At 34.3% G+C, this 17,159-nt stretch carries 18 protein-coding genes and 3 tRNA genes; 9 read left to right on the forward strand and 12 right to left on the reverse strand.

The genetic code is table 11. The annotated features are described in order from the left end of the window. Positions 1 to 17 precede the first annotated feature (17 nt). Entirely contained in the window at positions 18 to 1,637 is a 1,620-nt protein-coding gene (locus PUH65_RS06615; RefSeq protein ID WP_305519068.1) for a DUF4270 family protein, read from the reverse strand. Positions 1,638 to 1,652: 15 nt separating this feature from the next. Beyond that, the gene (locus tag PUH65_RS06620) at positions 1,653 to 2,423 is read right to left on the reverse strand and encodes a glycogen/starch synthase (protein WP_305519069.1); all 771 of its coding nucleotides are present in this window, start codon (positions 2,421 to 2,423) and stop codon (positions 1,653 to 1,655) included. Between the two features lie 197 nt (positions 2,424 to 2,620). Here PUH65_RS06620 and panC point away from each other — a divergent pair, with 197 nt between their 5' ends. Then, positions 2,621 to 3,469: a pantoate--beta-alanine ligase gene (gene panC, locus PUH65_RS06625; RefSeq protein WP_305519070.1), complete on the forward strand. Its 849-nt coding sequence runs from the start codon at positions 2,621 to 2,623 to the stop codon at positions 3,467 to 3,469. A 101-nt stretch (positions 3,470 to 3,570) separates the two neighbouring features. Here panC and PUH65_RS06630 read toward each other — a convergent pair. From PUH65_RS06630 to PUH65_RS06640, 3 genes are all read right to left on the reverse strand, one after another. Continuing rightward, a tRNA-Lys gene (locus PUH65_RS06630) sits at positions 3,571 to 3,643 on the reverse strand. 65 nt (positions 3,644 to 3,708) lie between these two features. Further along, positions 3,709 to 3,791: transfer RNA gene (locus PUH65_RS06635), tRNA-Leu, on the reverse strand. A 50-nt stretch (positions 3,792 to 3,841) separates the two neighbouring features. Next, positions 3,842 to 3,914 (reverse strand) — tRNA-Lys (locus PUH65_RS06640). A 107-nt stretch (positions 3,915 to 4,021) separates the two neighbouring features. On the opposite strand from PUH65_RS06640, the gene PUH65_RS06645 reads away from it, so the two are divergent. Further along, on the forward strand, positions 4,022 to 4,531 hold the full coding sequence (locus PUH65_RS06645; RefSeq protein WP_305519071.1) for a shikimate kinase: 510 nt from the start codon (positions 4,022 to 4,024) through the stop codon (positions 4,529 to 4,531). Here PUH65_RS06645 and PUH65_RS06650 read toward each other — a convergent pair. After that, a complete protein-coding gene (locus PUH65_RS06650; RefSeq protein WP_305519072.1) occupies positions 4,528 to 4,965 on the reverse strand; it encodes an RNA-binding S4 domain-containing protein in 438 nt (145 codons plus the stop codon). The two genes, PUH65_RS06645 and PUH65_RS06650, sit on opposite strands and share 4 nt — an antisense overlap. A 59-nt stretch (positions 4,966 to 5,024) precedes the next feature. Here PUH65_RS06650 and PUH65_RS06655 point away from each other — a divergent pair, with 59 nt between their 5' ends. Then, positions 5,025 to 5,732, forward strand: a complete 708-nt coding sequence (locus PUH65_RS06655) for a hypothetical protein (RefSeq protein ID WP_305519073.1) — start codon at positions 5,025 to 5,027, stop codon at positions 5,730 to 5,732. A 70-nt stretch (positions 5,733 to 5,802) separates the two neighbouring features. On the opposite strand, the gene PUH65_RS06660 is transcribed toward PUH65_RS06655, so the two are convergent. The 4 genes from PUH65_RS06660 to PUH65_RS06675 are packed head-to-tail and all read right to left on the reverse strand — an operon-like array spanning position 5,803 to position 10,423. After that, the gene (locus tag PUH65_RS06660; protein WP_305519075.1) at positions 5,803 to 6,492 is read right to left on the reverse strand and encodes a DNA repair protein RecO; all 690 of its coding nucleotides are present in this window, start codon (positions 6,490 to 6,492) and stop codon (positions 5,803 to 5,805) included. Then, complete coding sequence (locus tag PUH65_RS06665; protein WP_305519077.1) at positions 6,492 to 8,705, reverse strand: T9SS type A sorting domain-containing protein; 2,214 nt, start codon at positions 8,703 to 8,705, stop codon at positions 6,492 to 6,494. Before PUH65_RS06665 ends, PUH65_RS06660 begins: the two co-directional genes overlap by 1 nt. A gap of 4 nt (positions 8,706 to 8,709) precedes the next feature. Continuing rightward, positions 8,710 to 9,660: a bifunctional UDP-sugar hydrolase/5'-nucleotidase gene (locus tag PUH65_RS06670; RefSeq protein ID WP_305519078.1), complete on the reverse strand. Its 951-nt coding sequence runs from the start codon at positions 9,658 to 9,660 to the stop codon at positions 8,710 to 8,712. Next, positions 9,653 to 10,423 (reverse strand): 5'-nucleotidase C-terminal domain-containing protein, encoded by a 771-nt coding sequence (locus PUH65_RS06675; protein ID WP_305519080.1) that lies wholly within the window; start codon positions 10,421 to 10,423, stop codon positions 9,653 to 9,655. Before PUH65_RS06675 ends, PUH65_RS06670 begins: the two co-directional genes overlap by 8 nt. A 110-nt stretch (positions 10,424 to 10,533) precedes the next feature. Here PUH65_RS06675 and dapA point away from each other — a divergent pair, with 110 nt between their 5' ends. Next, entirely contained in the window at positions 10,534 to 11,406 is an 873-nt protein-coding gene (gene dapA / locus PUH65_RS06680; RefSeq protein ID WP_305519082.1) for a 4-hydroxy-tetrahydrodipicolinate synthase, read from the forward strand. A 53-nt stretch (positions 11,407 to 11,459) separates the two neighbouring features. On the opposite strand, the gene PUH65_RS06685 is transcribed toward dapA, so the two are convergent. Together PUH65_RS06685 and mgtE are read right to left on the reverse strand one after the other, a co-directional pair. Continuing rightward, on the reverse strand, positions 11,460 to 12,185 hold the full coding sequence (locus PUH65_RS06685) for an ABC transporter substrate-binding protein (protein WP_305519084.1): 726 nt from the start codon (positions 12,183 to 12,185) through the stop codon (positions 11,460 to 11,462). Positions 12,186 to 12,190: 5 nt separating this feature from the next. After that, complete coding sequence (gene mgtE, locus PUH65_RS06690) at positions 12,191 to 13,510, reverse strand: magnesium transporter (RefSeq protein WP_305519085.1); 1,320 nt, start codon at positions 13,508 to 13,510, stop codon at positions 12,191 to 12,193. 320 nt (positions 13,511 to 13,830) lie between these two features. On the opposite strand from mgtE, the gene PUH65_RS06695 reads away from it, so the two are divergent. From PUH65_RS06695 to PUH65_RS06715, 5 genes are all read left to right on the forward strand, one after another. Continuing rightward, the gene (locus tag PUH65_RS06695; RefSeq protein WP_305519086.1) at positions 13,831 to 14,391 is read left to right on the forward strand and encodes a retropepsin-like aspartic protease; all 561 of its coding nucleotides are present in this window, start codon (positions 13,831 to 13,833) and stop codon (positions 14,389 to 14,391) included. A gap of 119 nt (positions 14,392 to 14,510) precedes the next feature. After that, positions 14,511 to 15,002: a PDZ domain-containing protein gene (locus PUH65_RS06700; RefSeq protein ID WP_305519087.1), complete on the forward strand. Its 492-nt coding sequence runs from the start codon at positions 14,511 to 14,513 to the stop codon at positions 15,000 to 15,002. A gap of 37 nt (positions 15,003 to 15,039) precedes the next feature. Then, positions 15,040 to 15,642, forward strand: coding sequence for a hypothetical protein (locus PUH65_RS06705; RefSeq protein WP_305519088.1), 603 nt, complete (start codon positions 15,040 to 15,042; stop codon positions 15,640 to 15,642). A 62-nt stretch (positions 15,643 to 15,704) separates the two neighbouring features. Continuing rightward, positions 15,705 to 16,334, forward strand: a complete 630-nt coding sequence (locus tag PUH65_RS06710) for a CoA pyrophosphatase (RefSeq protein WP_305519090.1) — start codon at positions 15,705 to 15,707, stop codon at positions 16,332 to 16,334. 25 nt (positions 16,335 to 16,359) lie between these two features. Further along, on the forward strand, positions 16,360 to 17,157 hold the full coding sequence (locus tag PUH65_RS06715; RefSeq protein ID WP_305519091.1) for a 1-acyl-sn-glycerol-3-phosphate acyltransferase: 798 nt from the start codon (positions 16,360 to 16,362) through the stop codon (positions 17,155 to 17,157). Positions 17,158 to 17,159: the final 2 nt, after the last annotated feature.

Raw genomic sequence — 17,159 nt, forward strand, 5'->3', positions numbered from 1 at the left:
AATCTTAATTTTAGTTATTATTTTTGTCCGTAAGTCAAAATTAATTTCGGTCTAAGTTCCTTTAACGGATCCGACGGATCATTTAATGGATATAAAGGATCTTTCCCTACCAATACTACTCTATTAGGAGTAAAACTTCGGGTATTAAAATTCTGGGGACCTAAATTTGGATACAATTCACCTAACATATTACCAGAGGCATCCATCGTGTAGGTTCCAACATTTAGAATTAAATTTCCGGTTTTTGGATTTTGCTTTTCGATGATGTTTTTAAAGGTCTGCGTAATTCCGATATCATAGTAAGCCGGATTTTTTTCTAAGTCGAATGCTTTTACTAAATTATAAATTCCTGTTCCATAAAGTGCATTCATATCATCTAAAAAAGTATTCAAGTAAGGATCATTTTCCTTTTCTTTTTTAATGTATTTCTTCACCGTAAAACTTGCTGGTTTTGCGTATTTTTTATTCCAAGAAACAGCATCGGTATAGATTCTTAGTTTAGCAGAAACAATTCCGATCTTATCATTTTGGAATTGATTTCTAACAGCAGCAATAGTTGCATCAGGAATTTTTAGTCCAAATCCTGGACCTCCCATACCCTGAGCAAAAATCTTCGCCGCACCATTGATCGAATCCATCGGTGTAATTGCAGCAAGTGCAGCAGCAGAAGGTGTTCCTGCACGGTTAAATTCAATTTGATTAAAGTGTGAATTAGAACCTCCTACATTCATCATGTAAGTACTTTGCTCTCTGGCAGTAACTCCATTAGTAACTTTATCACTTTTATAATAAAGATTAAGTTCCATAGAGGTTGGATCAAAATTGAAGATATACCCATCAGTTTCATCTACAGAAATTCTTATTCCTTTAAAATATCTAATAAAAGAGGCTGCATCAGAAAATTCTGGTGAAGTACTTGGTTTATTAATAATTTTATTTGCGAAAAAGGTGCTGTCTAACTTAATTCTTATGCCAGCTTGATTTTCAAGCAAAACACTATCATCTGCGTCTTTGGTTACTTTAACATAACTAACATTACCATCAAATGTTTTTGTACCAAGTTGTGCTCCGGCAGCTACATTTCTGTTAGAACGAATCTGATCTGCATTAGAGCCTAAGAAGTCAGTAACTTCTTGCACTCTGAAATTCAACAGTGTTTTTCCTCCGATTTTGGTATTACCATATTTAAGGATAGGATACGTATTCATGATTCTTTTCGCAGGTATCGCACCTTCTGGGAAGATATAATCATCTTTGGTAACCGAAGTAACCGAATCGATTGCATATTGTGGTTTAATGACCAACACTGCAGAATCTAGTTTTGGATTGGTTCCAAAATCAGGATTTGCAGCAGGCAATCTCACCTGAGTTACATAAGACACTTTCTGCATCCCAAACTGAGATTCAGTAAACACTCCTAAAGTTGCACTCTGCAGACGTGCTGCATCTGTTCTTATCGAATCTCCGTTGTTTACGTTATAAGCAACAATTGGGTATGTTTTTTCTGTACCCTGCGCTCCGTCTTGAAAGAATTGAGATCCCAGTTGATCAGCATCTGGCTCACAATTCACTAAAATTAAACTTCCAATTACTACTGTTGCAGCAATTTTGAATAACTCTTGAATGGTTCTTATCATTAAATGTAAATTGATTTAGTATAATTTATCGATCGTTTCAGCATCTATGTACTCGGATTTTGTAGTTTTGGTTTCTGCAAAACCAGCATCAAGTTCTTCTTCTAGGAACTCATCGCCCTTTACAACCGCATCTACCAAATCCATACTTTCGATTACGAAATTATGAAAGTTTGGGTTTTTAAACGCTTTAAGTCCGGTAATATTGTCGAACTTCATTTTTTCTTCTACAGAATTATCTAGTGCTAAATTTTCTTCGTTGTACACAGAAAGTACAAGTTTGGAATCTTTAAAATAAGAATCGTTTTTATAGAAAGTTTTTAAATAAACAGGTATAAATGAGGCCATCCAACCATTAATGTGAATTACATCTGGTACCCAATTAAGTTTTTTAATGGTTTCGATTACCCCTCTTGCGAAGAAAATAGCACGCTCATCATTATCTGTGAAAGGTTTACCAGCATCATCAATATAGAATTGCTTTCTTTTGAAATAATCCTCATTATCAATAAAATAGACTTGCAATCTTTCCCCTGGCAACGATGCAACTTTTATAATTAAGGGTTGATCTAAATCGTTAATAATAATATTCATACCAGAAAGACGAATCACTTCATGCAATTGAAATTTTCTTTCGCTGATTTGTCCAAATCTTGGCATAAAAACTCTAACATCATTTCCGTCCTGGTGCATTTTAAGTGCCATTTTACTTACCATGGTCGCCATATTGCTGTCTTCTTGATAAGGAAACATCTCTGTGGTTACATATAAAATCTTTTGGTTCTGCATAAATTCTATCTATCTACTAAGTTTGTGAGCAGAATATTCTGCGCTGCAAAATTACAAAAATTTAAACTAATAATCTGACATTAACCTTCATTAAGACCAATCCTTAAAAAATCGATACTATTAACAGATAAATTATCAATATTCATGACATCAATTTCAGGGAATTTATTATTTTTACAATGATTATTAAAATAAATATGGAAATCTTTAGAAACAAAAAAACGCTAACAGACTATGTTGAAAGACAGAAAGAAATGGGCAAGAGAATTGGGTTTGCTCCTACAATGGGTGCCTTGCACCAGGGTCATCTTTCCTTATACCAAATCGCCGATAGAGAAAACGATTTAGTAATTTCTTCTATTTTTGTAAATCCCACCCAATTTAATAACCCAAATGATTTAGAGAAATATCCACGAAATACCGAACGCGACATTTTGCTATTGGAAAACACAGGAATTGTGGATGCTGTATATTTACCAGAAGTAGCAGATCTATATCCTGAAGGATTACAAAGCAAATCCTATAATTTCGACGGTTTAGAAAATGAGATGGAAGGAAAATCCCGGCCAGGCCATTTTGATGGTGTAGGAACAGTGGTTGAGGAATTGTTGCGTCAGGTAAAACCCGACAATGCATATTTTGGTGAAAAGGATTTTCAGCAACTGGCGATTATAGAAAAACTAGTAGCGCAATTAAAACTCCCGATAAAAATTCATGGTGTTTCAATCTATCGCGAAGAAAACGGGCTTGCCATGAGTTCACGTAACGAACGTTTAAGCCATCTTCAAAGAGATTCTGCAAAAGTGATTCACGAAACTTTATTAAAAATAAATGATTGGTTTCGAATTATCTCAATTGCTGAAATTAACCAGCGCGTAAAAGATATTTTTGATGATCAACGCGGAATGACTTTAGAATATTTTGAAATCGCCGATGAACAAACTTTAAAACAAACCGATTTCTTTTATAAAGACAAAAAGTATCGCGCTTTTATTGTAGTAAATGTTGGTGATGTGCGGTTGATTGATAATATGCACTTGGATTAGGCTGATTAAGCAACAAAAGTCTTCTTTATGGGAAGACTTTTGAACACCAATTCACAAAATATTAATATGAAAAAAAAATTACCTCCGAAGAAGTAATTTAGTGACCCGGCTGGGATTCGAACCCAGGACCCATACATTAAAAGTGTATTGCTCTACCAGCTGAGCTACCGAGTCGGTTTTTAAAAATAAGTGAGAGATTAATTATTATAAATTACTTGATCCCTACGAATGCGTTGTTGTGCCTGCGACTGGACTCGAACCAGCACATCCATAGGAAACCACCCCCTCAAGATGGCGTGTCTACCAATTTCACCACGCAGGCAAAAAAAAGCCGTCGCGCCGTTGATTTACGAGACGAAATCTTTTCGCTTGTGACCCGGCTGGGATTCGAACCCAGGACCCATACATTAAAAGTGTATTGCTCTACCAGCTGAGCTACCGAGTCGGTCACCATTAAATCTGCAGAATTATATTCTCGTTTTAAAGTGGTGCAAAGATACTTCTTTTTTTAAAAATTCAAAATTTTTTTGGAACTTTGTACAAAATAAAAATATGATCATTTCACTTATCGGGTACATGGGAAGCGGCAAATCTCACATTTCCAAAGTTTTGAGCCAAAAATTAAATTTAAAATTAATTGATCTTGACAAGGAAATTTTTCTAAAATTTAACATGACTATTCCCGAAATCTTCGAAAAAAGAGGGGAAATCTACTTTAGAAAAGAAGAAAGAAGTCTTTTGGAAGAGATTCTTAACACCGAAAAAGATTGTATTTTGAGTTTAGGCGGTGGCACTCCGGCTTATTATAATAATATTGACCTCATTACCTCGAAAAGCGAAAGCATCTATTTGCGAACATCTGTAGGAACTCTAGTAGAACGCTTGTCGAAACAAAAACATAAACGTCCGCTCATCGCTAAAATTCCAGATGAAGATTTACCAGAGTTTATTGCCAAACATCTTTTCGAAAGACAAGTGTTTTACGGACAGGCAAAACACACTGTAAGTACCAATTCTAAAACTCCAGAAGAAATTGTGCATGAAATTATTGCTTTATTTTAATCTTCTTTAGAATCATCAACTTCACTGAAAAACAAATCCCAATCACCGTCTGCCATATCAGAGTCGATATCTGCACCAACAAAATCATCAAAATCGCGACGGTCTTTTTTAGTCGGTCTGCCTTCTCCTTTATTTCGATAATGTTCTTGGCTGAGTTTGCGTAATTTCAAAATTTCATACTGCTCTTTCTCGGTACGATCTACGATATGAAGCGGAACTAACTTTGGACCAACTCTGCTTTTTGGAATCTGTAAAATTTCTACCTGATAGTCGATTTGGTTTTTTTTAATCTTTATTAAATCACCTGGTTTGACCTCTCTGGAGGATTTTACGGTCTGTCCTGCAAGTGACACCCGGTTTTTTTTAATTTCATCGGCAGCAATGCTTCTTGTTTTATAAAAGCGAACACACCATAAAAACTTATCTATTCTCATATTTTATTTATACTTTTGCTGAATTAAATAATTTTAGCAATTTAATGATAATATTAAATATGAAAAAAACATTCTTATTCCTTGCTTTGGCTTCAATCGCAATTACCTCTTGTAGAAAAGACGATAACGAAATAGTGCCAGAAGTAAGTATAGAAACCCAAAATAGTTACGATGATCAGGCCGCACAAAAGTTTCTGGAAACTCATTATTTAGATGCAAAAGGAAACATTAAAGACTTGGAAAAGACCGATACTGTAAATGTGAAATTATCAAAATTAAATCCTGTTACGCTTCCATCTGGAGTGATTTACATAGTAAGACCGGGTGCTCAACCGACTCCAGGAAAAGATATTGGTGCTACAGACATTCTTACCATGATGAGTAATACGGTGACTTATGTTGCAACAAATACAGACGATGTCGTTTCTTTTAATTCTGCCTATCCATTTAAAAATACAATTGGTGGCACTGGAACACCAGAAGTTGATCCTGCTTACTATTATGTAAAAGAATCAATTTTAGCCAATGCTCCAGCGGGTGAACCGAAACAACACAGTTATTATGAAATAGAAGGATTTCAAGAAGCTTTGAAAAAATTTAAAGCATTTGATATTCCAGATGACAGCAACTATAATTTACAAGGGGTAATTATTGTTCCATCTCGTGCTGCATTTGCTCGTGACAACCACTTCAACTATGTAGGAATCTCTTTTAGAAATAGAAGTTTTGTTTTTAACTTCCAGATTTATAAAACAACTCCACGTTAAAAATATTTCTCCATTAAATAGATAAAGTTCCTTATTACAAGGAACTTTTTTTATGTTTAAAAATGAGATATTATTCGAAAATCTGACGAACTACTGCTAAAGAATTTGGCGTATAAAAGCCTGTAATATGAATCTGACAGTAGATCATTAATGAATCTAAGAAGGCACTTCTTTCACTTCGTTTTAAGCGTATTTCGTAACCATTGTCTGCATTTAAAAATCGTTTCCAAAGCATAGAAATAGTTTCATTAAAAAAAAGATGGGAGATTTCATCTTCAAAAAGTCCACTTTCTGGATTTAGGAATTTTTGATCTCCTTTCAGAGGTGCAACTCCTGAAATAATTAGAAATTTAAAAATAAAAACCAAATAGGCATCGTAATTTTTAAGACTTATTTCTTTTCTTACTGCTTCTATTTCAGTAAAAAGAAGATGGTTTTTTCCTTCTTCACGCAAAACCTGATGTAAAAAATCGGCTGTAAAAAACACAATTGAATTGAGGGATACTTCTTCAAAATCATAATGATTTGGAGCTAATTCAATTTTAGAAATGCGGGCAATACTATTCTCAGCAACAGTTTTCGTTATTGTAATACTTAGAAGATTTAATGGAAAAAGATAAGGTTTCTTTTTATTTTTAGCCGCATAGATTCCTTTGGCAAAAAAACTTTGGAAGCCATTTTCTGCGGAGAAACAATGCAAAACGGCATCATTGTCACCATATTTTACATAAGAAAGGAGAAAGCAATTTTGGACTTGCATTAATTCACCACCGCAATTTTAGCCGTGGACGTATCGGTTCCATCTTCATTGGTCATTAAAACAAAATAAATTCCAGAAGCAACACGTACACCGCGATTATTAGCAAGATTCCACTCATAAGATCCACCTCGTGCTATGGCCTGATGAACCAAATTTCCGGCTGCATCAGTTATTCTAATATTCGTTTTGGCGGCTAATCCGCGAATACGAACATTGCCTTTATACTGCGCATAAATAACTGGATTTGGATACACCAAAACATCTCCGAAATTTTCAGTAACCTCTAATACATCCCCTTGGTAAACAACTACTCCATCTAAAGTCACAAAATACACTTTTCCGGTTTTACTATCTACTTTTATATCGGTAACACTGTTGGTGGGAAGAGGAGAATTGGCTCTGGTAAATTGTTTTAAAGTTTGCTCCCCGTTAGAACTCAAATAAAACACACCACCATCATCAATAGAAACCCATTTCTGATTTCCTTGGTCAACTTCTATTTGTAAAACATGACTGTCTCTGAAAAGTTCTTCACCTACTCCATTCTCTTCGATAATTATAGGATCGGCTTGGGGATTATCTTCATCAATTGCTGCTGAAGGGTTTTGCAGAATCCGAAGACCTCCCTGCGTTCCAATCCAAACATCACCATTTTTATCAAGTGCTACAGAAACAACTCTTTCAGTTGGCAGATTATTATTTTTTTTTAATATTTTGAAACGGTCATCACTCAAAGTTGTTGCTGTATTTTTATAATCATACATAAGTAATCCTCCATTGGTCCTAGGAGCAGGAATATATAGAATTCCAGAATTTGCAAGCGGTTTCTGAACAGATGTTCCTGATACGACATTTATTGAAGAGAATGCATCGGCACTAGCATTATATAAATAAAACCCAATAAGGACATCATCTTTTGCCCTAGAAACAAAAAGTTGATTATTTTCGTCGAAAGTTAATCCTCCAATCCGATTATATAAAGTTCCGACTGTTTCATAATTTTTTACAAATTCGTTATTCTTCATCCGATAGATACCCATATTATTATCTACAAAGGTTTGGTTAACAAAAAAGATTTCGTCTGGTTTAACAGGATTGATAACGACATCTAAGACATTTAATGGTCCAGAAAAATTTTTAAAGAAATCTGGATAATTCCATGTGCTACCATCAAAATGATAGTACCCAAGATTTCTATAGGTAGGCGAATTGTAAGCATCTCTCCCCCCTGTCGAAATGACTATTTGCTCTCCTTGAATATTAATTTTATAGGAAGTATTATTATAAGGCCCATCTGGTTTAATTTTATCTCCCTCTTCATTAAGAATACCCGATAATTTAGAACCTTTATATAATTTCGAATTTGATAAAAATGCAGTATTTAAATTTTCATTTGCCTCGTAGGTTTTAATGATATTTCCAGATAAATCATAAATATAAACTTTATGACTATCCGTAACAATAATATTTTGTGCGGTTACTAAAACATCTTGAATACTCGAGAAACTTTGAGTTATCGGAGTAAATGCAGTCCCCGTCCCGTAATAAACTTGAGTAAGCGTTGCATAAGCAATTAAATTCCCATTTGATATTTGAGTTAAATTTCCGCCAGTAATCGTCTTCCATTTATCATAAATAGGAAAATCTTTTTCTTCAGTTCCTTTAGATTTCAAGCCTTGGGATGTAGTGGCATAAACAATTTTATCTTTCGTAATTATTGCTTCTCTTACTCCACTTGGGAAAAAACACGTTTCCGCAAATTCCTTTTTATCTAATTTAAATATTGATACTCCATAACCCACCGATATTACTGCTAAATTGCCGTTGATCGAAATATGGTTAATTTTTTTATCGCCAGAATATCCCGTTGCAATAGGAATATCAACAACATACGTAATTCCCTCTGGAGTAATTACATCCATCGAACCATTTTTGTAACCCACCAATCCAATTTTGGTTTCTGGGTTATAATCAAAGGCTGATATTTTTACTTCGTGGAGACCATTGGCTTTTGATAATTTTTTAAGTTCACCAGACTGTAGAGTGTAATAAAATATTCCATTTTCTGTAGCAGCAATGAGTTTACCATTATCTTCCCGAATACTTAAAACATTATTGTAAGAAAATAAATCAGTCCATTTGCTGGATGAAATAATCTGAGAAGAAAGATTCAACGCAGACACACAAAATAAAAACAGTATTATTTTTTTCATAGTATTACACTAAAATGCGATCATCTATAACTTGATTGTTCCATGAAATATTTTTCACGTTCTTATTTTTATCAAAATAAAAATTAATTTTACCTAAAAGTAAACCAGCCCACCCGACTTGATTGACCAAAACATTCTTGCCTTTTCTATTCATAAAAGATTGTGGTTCGGGTAAAAAGGTATGCGTATGACCACCTAAAATCAAATCGATTCCATCTGTTTTTGCCGCCAAAATTTTGTCGGATATTTTCTTTGGATCATCTTTATAGTCATACCCAATATGAGAAAGACAAATCACCAAATCGCATTTTTTTTCCTTTCTTAAAAAATCAGAATAATGTTCAGAGATTTCAATCGGGTCCAAATATTCAGTTTCGCCATAATCTTTCTTTCCTACCAAACCTTCTAACTGGATTCCAACACCGAAGATTCCTACTTTAATTCCGTTTTTATTAAAGACTTTATATTTTTCAGTTTCACCGTCGAGTATTGTATTTTTAAAATCATAATTGGAACAAATAAAGGGAAATTTTGCAACTGGTCTCACTTTTTTAAATCCTGCCAGACCATTATCGAAATCATGATTTCCCATGGTAGAAGCATCATAACCCATCATCGACATTAACTTAAATTCAAGTTCGCCACCAAAGAAATTAAAGTAAGGCGTTCCCTGAAAAGTATCACCAGAATCGAGCAAAAGAACATTACTTTCTTCGCTTCTAATTTTCTGCACTAAAGCAGCACGCCGGGCAAAACCACCTTGATTTGGATTGCGGGTATAACTAGAATCGAAAGGTTCAATTCTACTATGTTGATCATTGGTATGAAGAATCGTAAGTTGATATTCTGATGCAAGATTTAAAGCCGAAAAACTGTCAGCCATTAATAAATTTGGCGCCAAAGTCATCGCCAATGTTCCACCACCAAGGGTTTTAAGAAAACGCTTCCTATTCATCGGTTTTGTTTTTTTTATTTTTAAAATTAAGGCGCAGATCTGTCGGCACTTTTATTTCTGGATTTTCTTTAAATTTCTCTAAAAACAAATCCCTCAATTTTATACCTGTTGAAATCATTTCTCCTTTTTTAAAATAATCCATATTATCTCCACCTAAAGCCAAATAATCGGACGTTGCAATATAATAGGTTTTATTCACATCGATCGGTTTTCCATTGATCAGTTGATTCGTGATTTTATCCGTATCCGTTTCGATAACAATATGGGAAACAGGATTGTTTTTTAGCGTTTTTAGGTAATAATCAAAAAGTCCCTGTAGGTCGGATCCTTTCATTTTCATAATTATGACTTCATTTTCAAATGGCATCACTTCATAAATCTGTTTGGTCAAAATATCTCCCGCTCCAATTGTAGTTCTGATTCCACCAATATTAATTACGGCACCATCAACACCATTCTCGATCCCATTTGCTTTCGCCCAGTCATCAGCCCCTTCAAATGTAAAATCGGCCAAAAGGTTCCCCAAATTACTGTCGTCACCTTGCTTGGTCAAATCTACGGAGGTGTGAGAAATTTTAGTATTCATTTTACCATCCAATTCTATTTTGTACGGTTCAATGATATTTTTAAAATTTTCATCTTCGGGTAAATCTTTCGATATAGAAATATTTTTTTCGGCCTGCACACTGGCAATGTTAAGCGGCGTTCTACACGATAAAATCGACAAAAGCGCTAACCCCGAAATCAGATATTTGGTCTTCATGGGCTTTAAATGTATTCTTGCAAATATAAAGATATGAATATAAACTAATCCTTTTTTTTGATAAATTCTCATATTAATTTTCGTATTTTTGAAACATTAATTTTATAAAAATGAGCAATTTAAAAGGTTTAGGAGTAGCGTTGGTAACGCCTTTCAATGAAGATTTATCTGTAGATTTTGATTCTCTAACCAAATTGGTAGAATTCAACATCAATAACGGGACAAATTATTTGGTTGTTTTAGGAACGACTGCAGAAGTAGCAACTCTTTCAAATGAAGAAAAAAAAGCAGTCATTCAACATATTATAATGATTAATAACAATCGTCTCCCTTTAGTTCTAGGCATTGGGGGGAACGACACTATGGAAGTAAAAAGACAAATCGAAGAAACAGATTTATCGGCTTTTGAAGCTGTACTTTCTGTATCTCCTTATTATAATAGACCTAATCAAGAAGGACTTTACCAGCATTACAAAATGTTAGCAGGAACAGGTAAAAAATTAATTATTTATAATGTTCCAGCTCGTACAGGACAAAATATCGACGCTTCTACAACCTTAAGAATAGCAAATGATTTTCCCAATATCTTTTTAATTAAAGAAGCCGGACCGAATATCAATCAGTATTTCGATATTTTACGTCAAAAACCAGAGGGTTTCAACTTGGTTTCTGGTGATGACGAATTTACGCTTCCAGTAACTTTAGCAGGTGGGCAAGGAGTTATATCAGTAATTGGACAAGGATATCCGAAAGAATTTTCAACCATGGTTCAATTAGCTTTCGACGGAAGAGTAAAAGAAGCCTATGAAATTCACAATAAAATGGTAGAAATTACACGACTGATTTTCGCTGAAGGAAATCCGGCCGGAATTAAGACGATTTTAGCAGAAATGGGAATTTGCAAAAACTATGTAAGATTGCCTTTGGTAATTGCAACAGAAGGATTACAAAACAAAATTAAAGCAGAAATGGCGAAAATTTAATGGTCAAACTTTAAATATAATAAAGGACTTTTCTTAGAAGAGTCCTTTTATTTTTATGAAAACTTAAAAGATAATCTTTTCAAATAATTATCAACCTTTATTAAATGCGTTCCAAACCACGAAAATGCTTCACCATCAACCAAAATGATTTCTTTTTCTGGAAGTTGGAATAGAAGTTCATCAATATGTTTTTGCTGAAAAGGAAATGGTTCTGAAGAAAGAAAAATCACATCCGCATCTTTCAATTCTTCAACCGAGACTTCGGGATATCTTGTTCTGTTTTTAAAGAAATTTTCAAAGCCTAATTTCTTTAAAACTTCATTAATAAATGTGTCAGAACCAACGGTCATATAAGGATTCTTCCAGATTAAATACGCCACTTTTTTACGATCAGAAACTTTAATATTATTAAAAACTGACGCAATTTTCTGATTAAAATCTTCTGCTAAATTTTCCTTATTTAAAGTCTTTCCGAGTTCAGAAATAAAATCTCGATTGTCTTCTAAAGTTTCGATATCAGTCACCCAAACTTTAAAATCTTTCATCAATTCCTCGACCTGAATTTTTTCATTTTCTTCTTTATTGGCGATGATTAAATCAGGTTTTAAAGATTTAATTTTATCGATATTCAAATTTTTAGTTCCACCAATTACTTCAACATTTTTTACCAAATCTGAGGGATGAATACAGAATTTCGTTCTGCCAATAACCTCATCATCAGTTAAGCCAAAATCAAAAAGCGTTTCGGTAATGCTGGGAACCAGCGAAATGATTTTCATAAAAATTAAAGAAGTTTACCTGCCAAAAGCAATCCAGCGACAGTGAAATAGATAATCAAACCGGTTACATCGACCAGTGTTGCGACAAAAGGTGCGGAAGAAGTTGCCGGATCAAGTTTAAATTTCTTTAAAACAAAAGGAATCATAGAGCCGGAAAGTGTTCCCCAAAGTATGATTAATAAAAGGGAAACAGCGATACTCAATGCGATATAAAACCAATGTTCACCATAGTCATACAGTCCCAATTCTTGCCACATCATAATTCTAATGAAACCGATGATTCCCAAAATTCCACCCAGAAAAACTCCGGACACAATTTCTTTTCGCATCACATACCACCAATCTTTCAACCCAATTTCCTGCAGTGCCATGGCACGAATAATCAACGTTGCCGCCTGCGATCCCGAGTTACCACCACTAGAAATAATCAACGGAACAAAAAGTGCGAGGACTACTGCTTTTTCAATTTCATGTTCGAAAAATCCCATCGCTGAGGCTGTTAACATTTCCGAAAAGAAAAGGATGACCAACCAGGTTCCTCTTTTCTTGATCATCTCTGTCCACGAGGTTTGCGTATAAGGCATATCCAGCGCATCTACACCCCCGAATTTCTGAATATCCTCGGTATTTTGTGCTTCAATCTGATCGAGGATATCATCTATGGTTACGATACCCACCAAAACGCCGGCTTCAGTTACAATTGGCAAAGCAGACCGGTCATATTTTTCGAAATAGGTTACCGCATCTTCCTTGGTTGTGGTTGTAGTAATGGCAACAAAATGATTATCTGTAATTTCCGAAATCAAAGTATCTTCTTCGGCAAGCAATAAAGAGCCTATTGCAATATCATCGACCAAGCGGTTTTTTTCATCAACCACATAAAGATGGTTCATGGTTTCTACTTTCTTGCCGACTTTTTTAATTTGCTGGAAACATCTTTTTACCGTCCATTCTTTACGAATCTGAATATAATACGGCGTCATCAAACGCGCAATCGAATCAACATGATAACCCAATAGTTTCAGGGCGATTCTTCTTTCCTGTGGATTAAGATGATTGATGGAATAACGAATCAACTCATCTGGAAAATCCTCAAACAAGGCCGTTCTGTCATCCGGACTCATCGAGTTCAGAATTTCAGAAGCGTCTTCACTGGCAATACTTCGAATCGTTTCTTCCTGGAAATCGGGATCTAAATGCGAAAATACATCTGCCTTATATTGTTTGGGAACCTTTAGAAATGCCAAAAGACGCTCATCAGCCTTAAGTTGGCTGAGCGTTTCTGCAATATCCTGAGGATTAAAAATTAGTTCCTGAGTTTCCAAACTGTTATTTTAAAGAGATTTGCAAAAGTAGCTAAAATTAAAAAGATGGTAAATTAAAAATGTTGTAGTTTTGAGATTCAATGGGTAATTTCAACCTATTATCATTAATTTGCAAAAAAACTAAATTAACAAAACCAACAAAAGAAATGTAAAATTTTCACTTTTAGGAATTTTCACTTTTTTTATTGGAAGTGTTTGAGATTGGAAAGACAGTGTTTCATCATTCCAAAGAAAGATATAATGAAGGCTATAATTCTGGGAAATAACACTTAAACAGACTGAGCAATTAAAAACACTGTGACATTTTAAAACTATTTTTTATGTTGAAATATCTACTTTACCTTTTTATCATCCTCTTACCTTCCCACTTTTCTTCGCAGAATAGAAATTTTTTTAATACTGGAACTGTTAAACTGGGCAAATCTGTGGAAAAATTGCCACTACACTTTATTAATGACTTGCCTTTTGTAGAAGTCATTATTGGCGGAAAGGCTTACAATTTTCTGTTCGATACTGGAGCACCTACAATAATTTCATCTGCAATTTATAAAGAGCTCGGTTTAGAAAGTATTTTCGAATCTGAAGTTGGCGATTCTCAAAACAAAGTTCAAAAACAAACCTTCACATTTGTACCAGAGATTAGCATCGGAAATTTATCTTTTAAAAATGTTGGTGCAATTGTTATTGATTTAACACAACCAGAATTCAAATGTTTGGAAGTTGATGGACTTATCGGTTCAAATCAAATGGCGCTGCTTTTTTGGAAAATAAATTATTTAGAGAATTCAATGCTGGTATCTAAAGATTTAAAACTTTTAACCAACAATAACGATTACAGCACAATCCATTTAAATCAAACAGACAGAAAATACCTTTTATAAAATCAAAAATAAAAAATAAAGATATTTCTCTGGAACTTGATACCGCGTTCAGTGGTAAAATTCAAATTAATAAAAATGAGTTTAATGTTCCAGAGAACATTCCGAAAGATCAATATCTTTTGACAAAAGGAATAAATTCGGTCAGTACATACGGACCAGCAAAAGAAACAGTTGAATATATCTTTAGACTGAACAAATTGACGTTGGAAAATGAGGAATTTGAAAATCAAGTTTTAGAGACTGGAACATTAAATTTATTAGGAAACCAATTTTTAAAAAATTATGAATTCATATTGGACTGGAAGAAAAACAACCTCTATTTAAAACCTGTTAATCAACCTCAAACAAACTATGAAAGTTTCGGGTTCAGTTACCGTTTCGTCAACAACAAAGCAATTATCGCATTAGTATTTAAGGATAAAAATATTCCTCTAGTAATGAACGACGAAATATTAAGTATCAATGGTATTAGTTTAGAAAATTTAAACAGTGAACAATCTTGCCAATATTATCTGAATAGAATTGAAAAAGAACTATCAAAAATCACCATAAAAATAAAAAGAGGGACCGACATCAAAACATTTGATTTAGAAAAGATTACCTATTTTTAGAAAAGAAAATATATTTTTATTAGGTAAAAAATGCATCATGATAAAACTAATCTATCTTTTTTCAGCAATTCTATTCCTGCAGGCTTGTACTCAAAGTAAAGAAACTACAGTTTCCCAAAATACAGAAACCAAAGAAGCAGCAACTCTTTCCGCTCAGGTCGACGAAGGTATCGCTCTTCCTGACAATGAGAAAAATGTAGAAAATGATATTTCAAAAGATCCGGCGAAAGAATGGTTAAAAAATCTCTTCAAATGCAGGAACGGAAATAAATTTTGTTTCTATCTCGAAACCGAAGAACAAGCAACGACCAAAAGATTCTATGAATTTATGATTGATTCTGAAGAAATTTATGGCGCGACTAATTTGTCTGACGAAGAAATGCCACTCGCCAAAAAGAAGTATCAAGAAAAATGGTCACAGATCTATCCCTTGAGAAAAGATATGGAACCTTGGCTATTCGGTCGTGGTCAAGATGATATGGAAAACATTAAAAATGTAAAAATAGAGAAAATATCAGATTTAAAATATCGGGTGTTTGTGGATTATGGAAATCAGTATCAAACATTAAATGAAGTTACTTTGGTTAAAAACAAAAACTCCTATCTCATCGATTATTGTGCGACTGAATTTTTGAACTAATTCTTAATAAATTTAACTTTCATTTAAAACAGTTTCAAAGACAAATTCCTTAAATTTACGTCATGAAAACCTTTGGCAGAGATTTACTCACAAAAATACAACAGGCCACACTTCAGGGTGAAGCCGCGCACGAAATTTACTCACCACCTTACCGACCGCTTTATTCCTACGACGAAATTTTAACAAAAAACCCAAAATTCGCCGCGGTCAATATTTTATTATATTTAAAAAATAACGAATGGTATTTGCCACTCATCGTTCGCAGTGAAAATGAACGCGACCGACACAGCGGACAAATTTCTTTACCAGGCGGAAAAAAAGAAGATTTCGATCCTCATTTTGCGGCAACGGCAAAACGTGAAACTTCGGAAGAAGTAGGAATTGATGAACATTATATTAGAATCATCCGCGAACTTTCACCGATTTATATTCCGCCGAGCAACTTTTACGTGAAAGCGTTCGTTTCCTACACCAAGAAAAATCCTGAATTTATCCTTCAGGAAACCGAAGCAGTTGAGTTGATTGAATTCCCGATTTCGTCAATTCTCAGTTTGGCTAACGAACCTGAAATGAGAGTTTTACCAAGTTCCCGCGGCGTGAAAGTTCCGGTAATCGATTTTAACGGTTATATCATTTGGGGCGCGACTTCCATGATATTAAGCGAGTTTAGTCAGTTGCTGAAAAATTTGTAAATTCGCGGACTATGTTAATTAGATAATGGCCAAGAAAAATATTTTCACGGATGCCTTTGGTAATCTGTATTTCCTGAAGAGACTGATTATTTTTATCTTAGGAATGGTTTCCTACAGAAGGTTCAATGGTTTTAATAAATTGAAGATTTCTGGTACTGAAAACTTAGTTGATCTTCCAGATTCCAATGTGCTTTTCGTATCCAATCATCAAACTTATTTCGCTGATGTTGCGGCGATGTATCAGGCTTTCTGCGCAGTAAATAATGGTTATTTAAATTCAATTAAAAATCCTATTTATCTCTTAAATCCTAAAGTTGACATCTATTATGTGGCGGCTGAAGAAACCATGAACAAAGGTTTCATGACGAAGATTTTTAAATTAGCAGGAGCAGTAACCGTAAAAAGAACCTGGCGAGCAGAAGGTCACAACGTAAACAGAATGGTGGATTTAACAGAAGTTGAAAACATTATGAAAGCGCTCGACAATGGTTGGGTGATTACCTTTCCGCAAGGAACAACTTCTGCCTTTGCACAAGGTAGAAAAGGAACAGCCAAACTGGTAAAAAATCAAAAGCCAATTGTTATTCCAATAAAAATTAATGGTTTCCGTCGCGCGTTTGATAAAAAAGGTTTGCGCGTAAAAGTGACTGGTTGCAAACCAACGATGGAGTTCAAACCTCCTTTGGACATTGATTATGAAAATGATGATGCCCGCGTAATCATGCACAAAATAATGGTTGCCATAGAACAAACCGAAGATTTTAACGTTCTACATGATTACGACGAAGAACTTAAAGCTCAAAAAACTGAAGTTAAAAATTAATG

It is taken from the genome of Kaistella sp. SH40-3 (genome assembly GCF_030686865.1).
GTDB lineage: Bacteria > Bacteroidota > Bacteroidia > Flavobacteriales > Weeksellaceae > Kaistella.

What these genes read in the sequence shown, in the direction of transcription:
- PUH65_RS06670 (WP_305519078.1), bottom strand. Translation starts at nt 9,660, where the DNA reads ATGAATAGGAAGCGTTTTCTTAAAACCCTTGGTGGTGGAACATTGGCG.
- PUH65_RS06710 (WP_305519090.1), top strand. Translation starts at nt 15,705, where the DNA reads ATGAAAACCTTTGGCAGAGATTTACTCACAAAAATACAACAGGCCACA.
- PUH65_RS06620 (WP_305519069.1), bottom strand. Translation starts at nt 2,423, where the DNA reads ATGCAGAACCAAAAGATTTTATATGTAACCACAGAGATGTTTCCTTAT.
- PUH65_RS06665 (WP_305519077.1), bottom strand. Translation starts at nt 8,705, where the DNA reads ATGAAAAAAATAATACTGTTTTTATTTTGTGTGTCTGCGTTGAATCTT.
- PUH65_RS06660 (WP_305519075.1), bottom strand. Translation starts at nt 6,492, where the DNA reads ATGCAAGTCCAAAATTGCTTTCTCCTTTCTTATGTAAAATATGGTGAC.
- PUH65_RS06645 (WP_305519071.1), top strand. Translation starts at nt 4,022, where the DNA reads ATGATCATTTCACTTATCGGGTACATGGGAAGCGGCAAATCTCACATT.
- PUH65_RS06655 (WP_305519073.1), top strand. Translation starts at nt 5,025, where the DNA reads ATGAAAAAAACATTCTTATTCCTTGCTTTGGCTTCAATCGCAATTACC.
- PUH65_RS06685 (WP_305519084.1), bottom strand. Translation starts at nt 12,185, where the DNA reads ATGAAAATCATTTCGCTGGTTCCCAGCATTACCGAAACGCTTTTTGAT.
- PUH65_RS06650 (WP_305519072.1), bottom strand. Translation starts at nt 4,965, where the DNA reads ATGAGAATAGATAAGTTTTTATGGTGTGTTCGCTTTTATAAAACAAGA.
- PUH65_RS06715 (WP_305519091.1), top strand. Translation starts at nt 16,360, where the DNA reads ATGGCCAAGAAAAATATTTTCACGGATGCCTTTGGTAATCTGTATTTC.
- PUH65_RS06695 (WP_305519086.1), top strand. Translation starts at nt 13,831, where the DNA reads ATGTTGAAATATCTACTTTACCTTTTTATCATCCTCTTACCTTCCCAC.
- PUH65_RS06675 (WP_305519080.1), bottom strand. Translation starts at nt 10,423, where the DNA reads ATGAAGACCAAATATCTGATTTCGGGGTTAGCGCTTTTGTCGATTTTA.
- panC (WP_305519070.1), top strand. Translation starts at nt 2,621, where the DNA reads ATGGAAATCTTTAGAAACAAAAAAACGCTAACAGACTATGTTGAAAGA.
- PUH65_RS06705 (WP_305519088.1), top strand. Translation starts at nt 15,040, where the DNA reads ATGATAAAACTAATCTATCTTTTTTCAGCAATTCTATTCCTGCAGGCT.
- dapA (WP_305519082.1), top strand. Translation starts at nt 10,534, where the DNA reads ATGAGCAATTTAAAAGGTTTAGGAGTAGCGTTGGTAACGCCTTTCAAT.
- PUH65_RS06615 (WP_305519068.1), bottom strand. Translation starts at nt 1,637, where the DNA reads ATGATAAGAACCATTCAAGAGTTATTCAAAATTGCTGCAACAGTAGTA.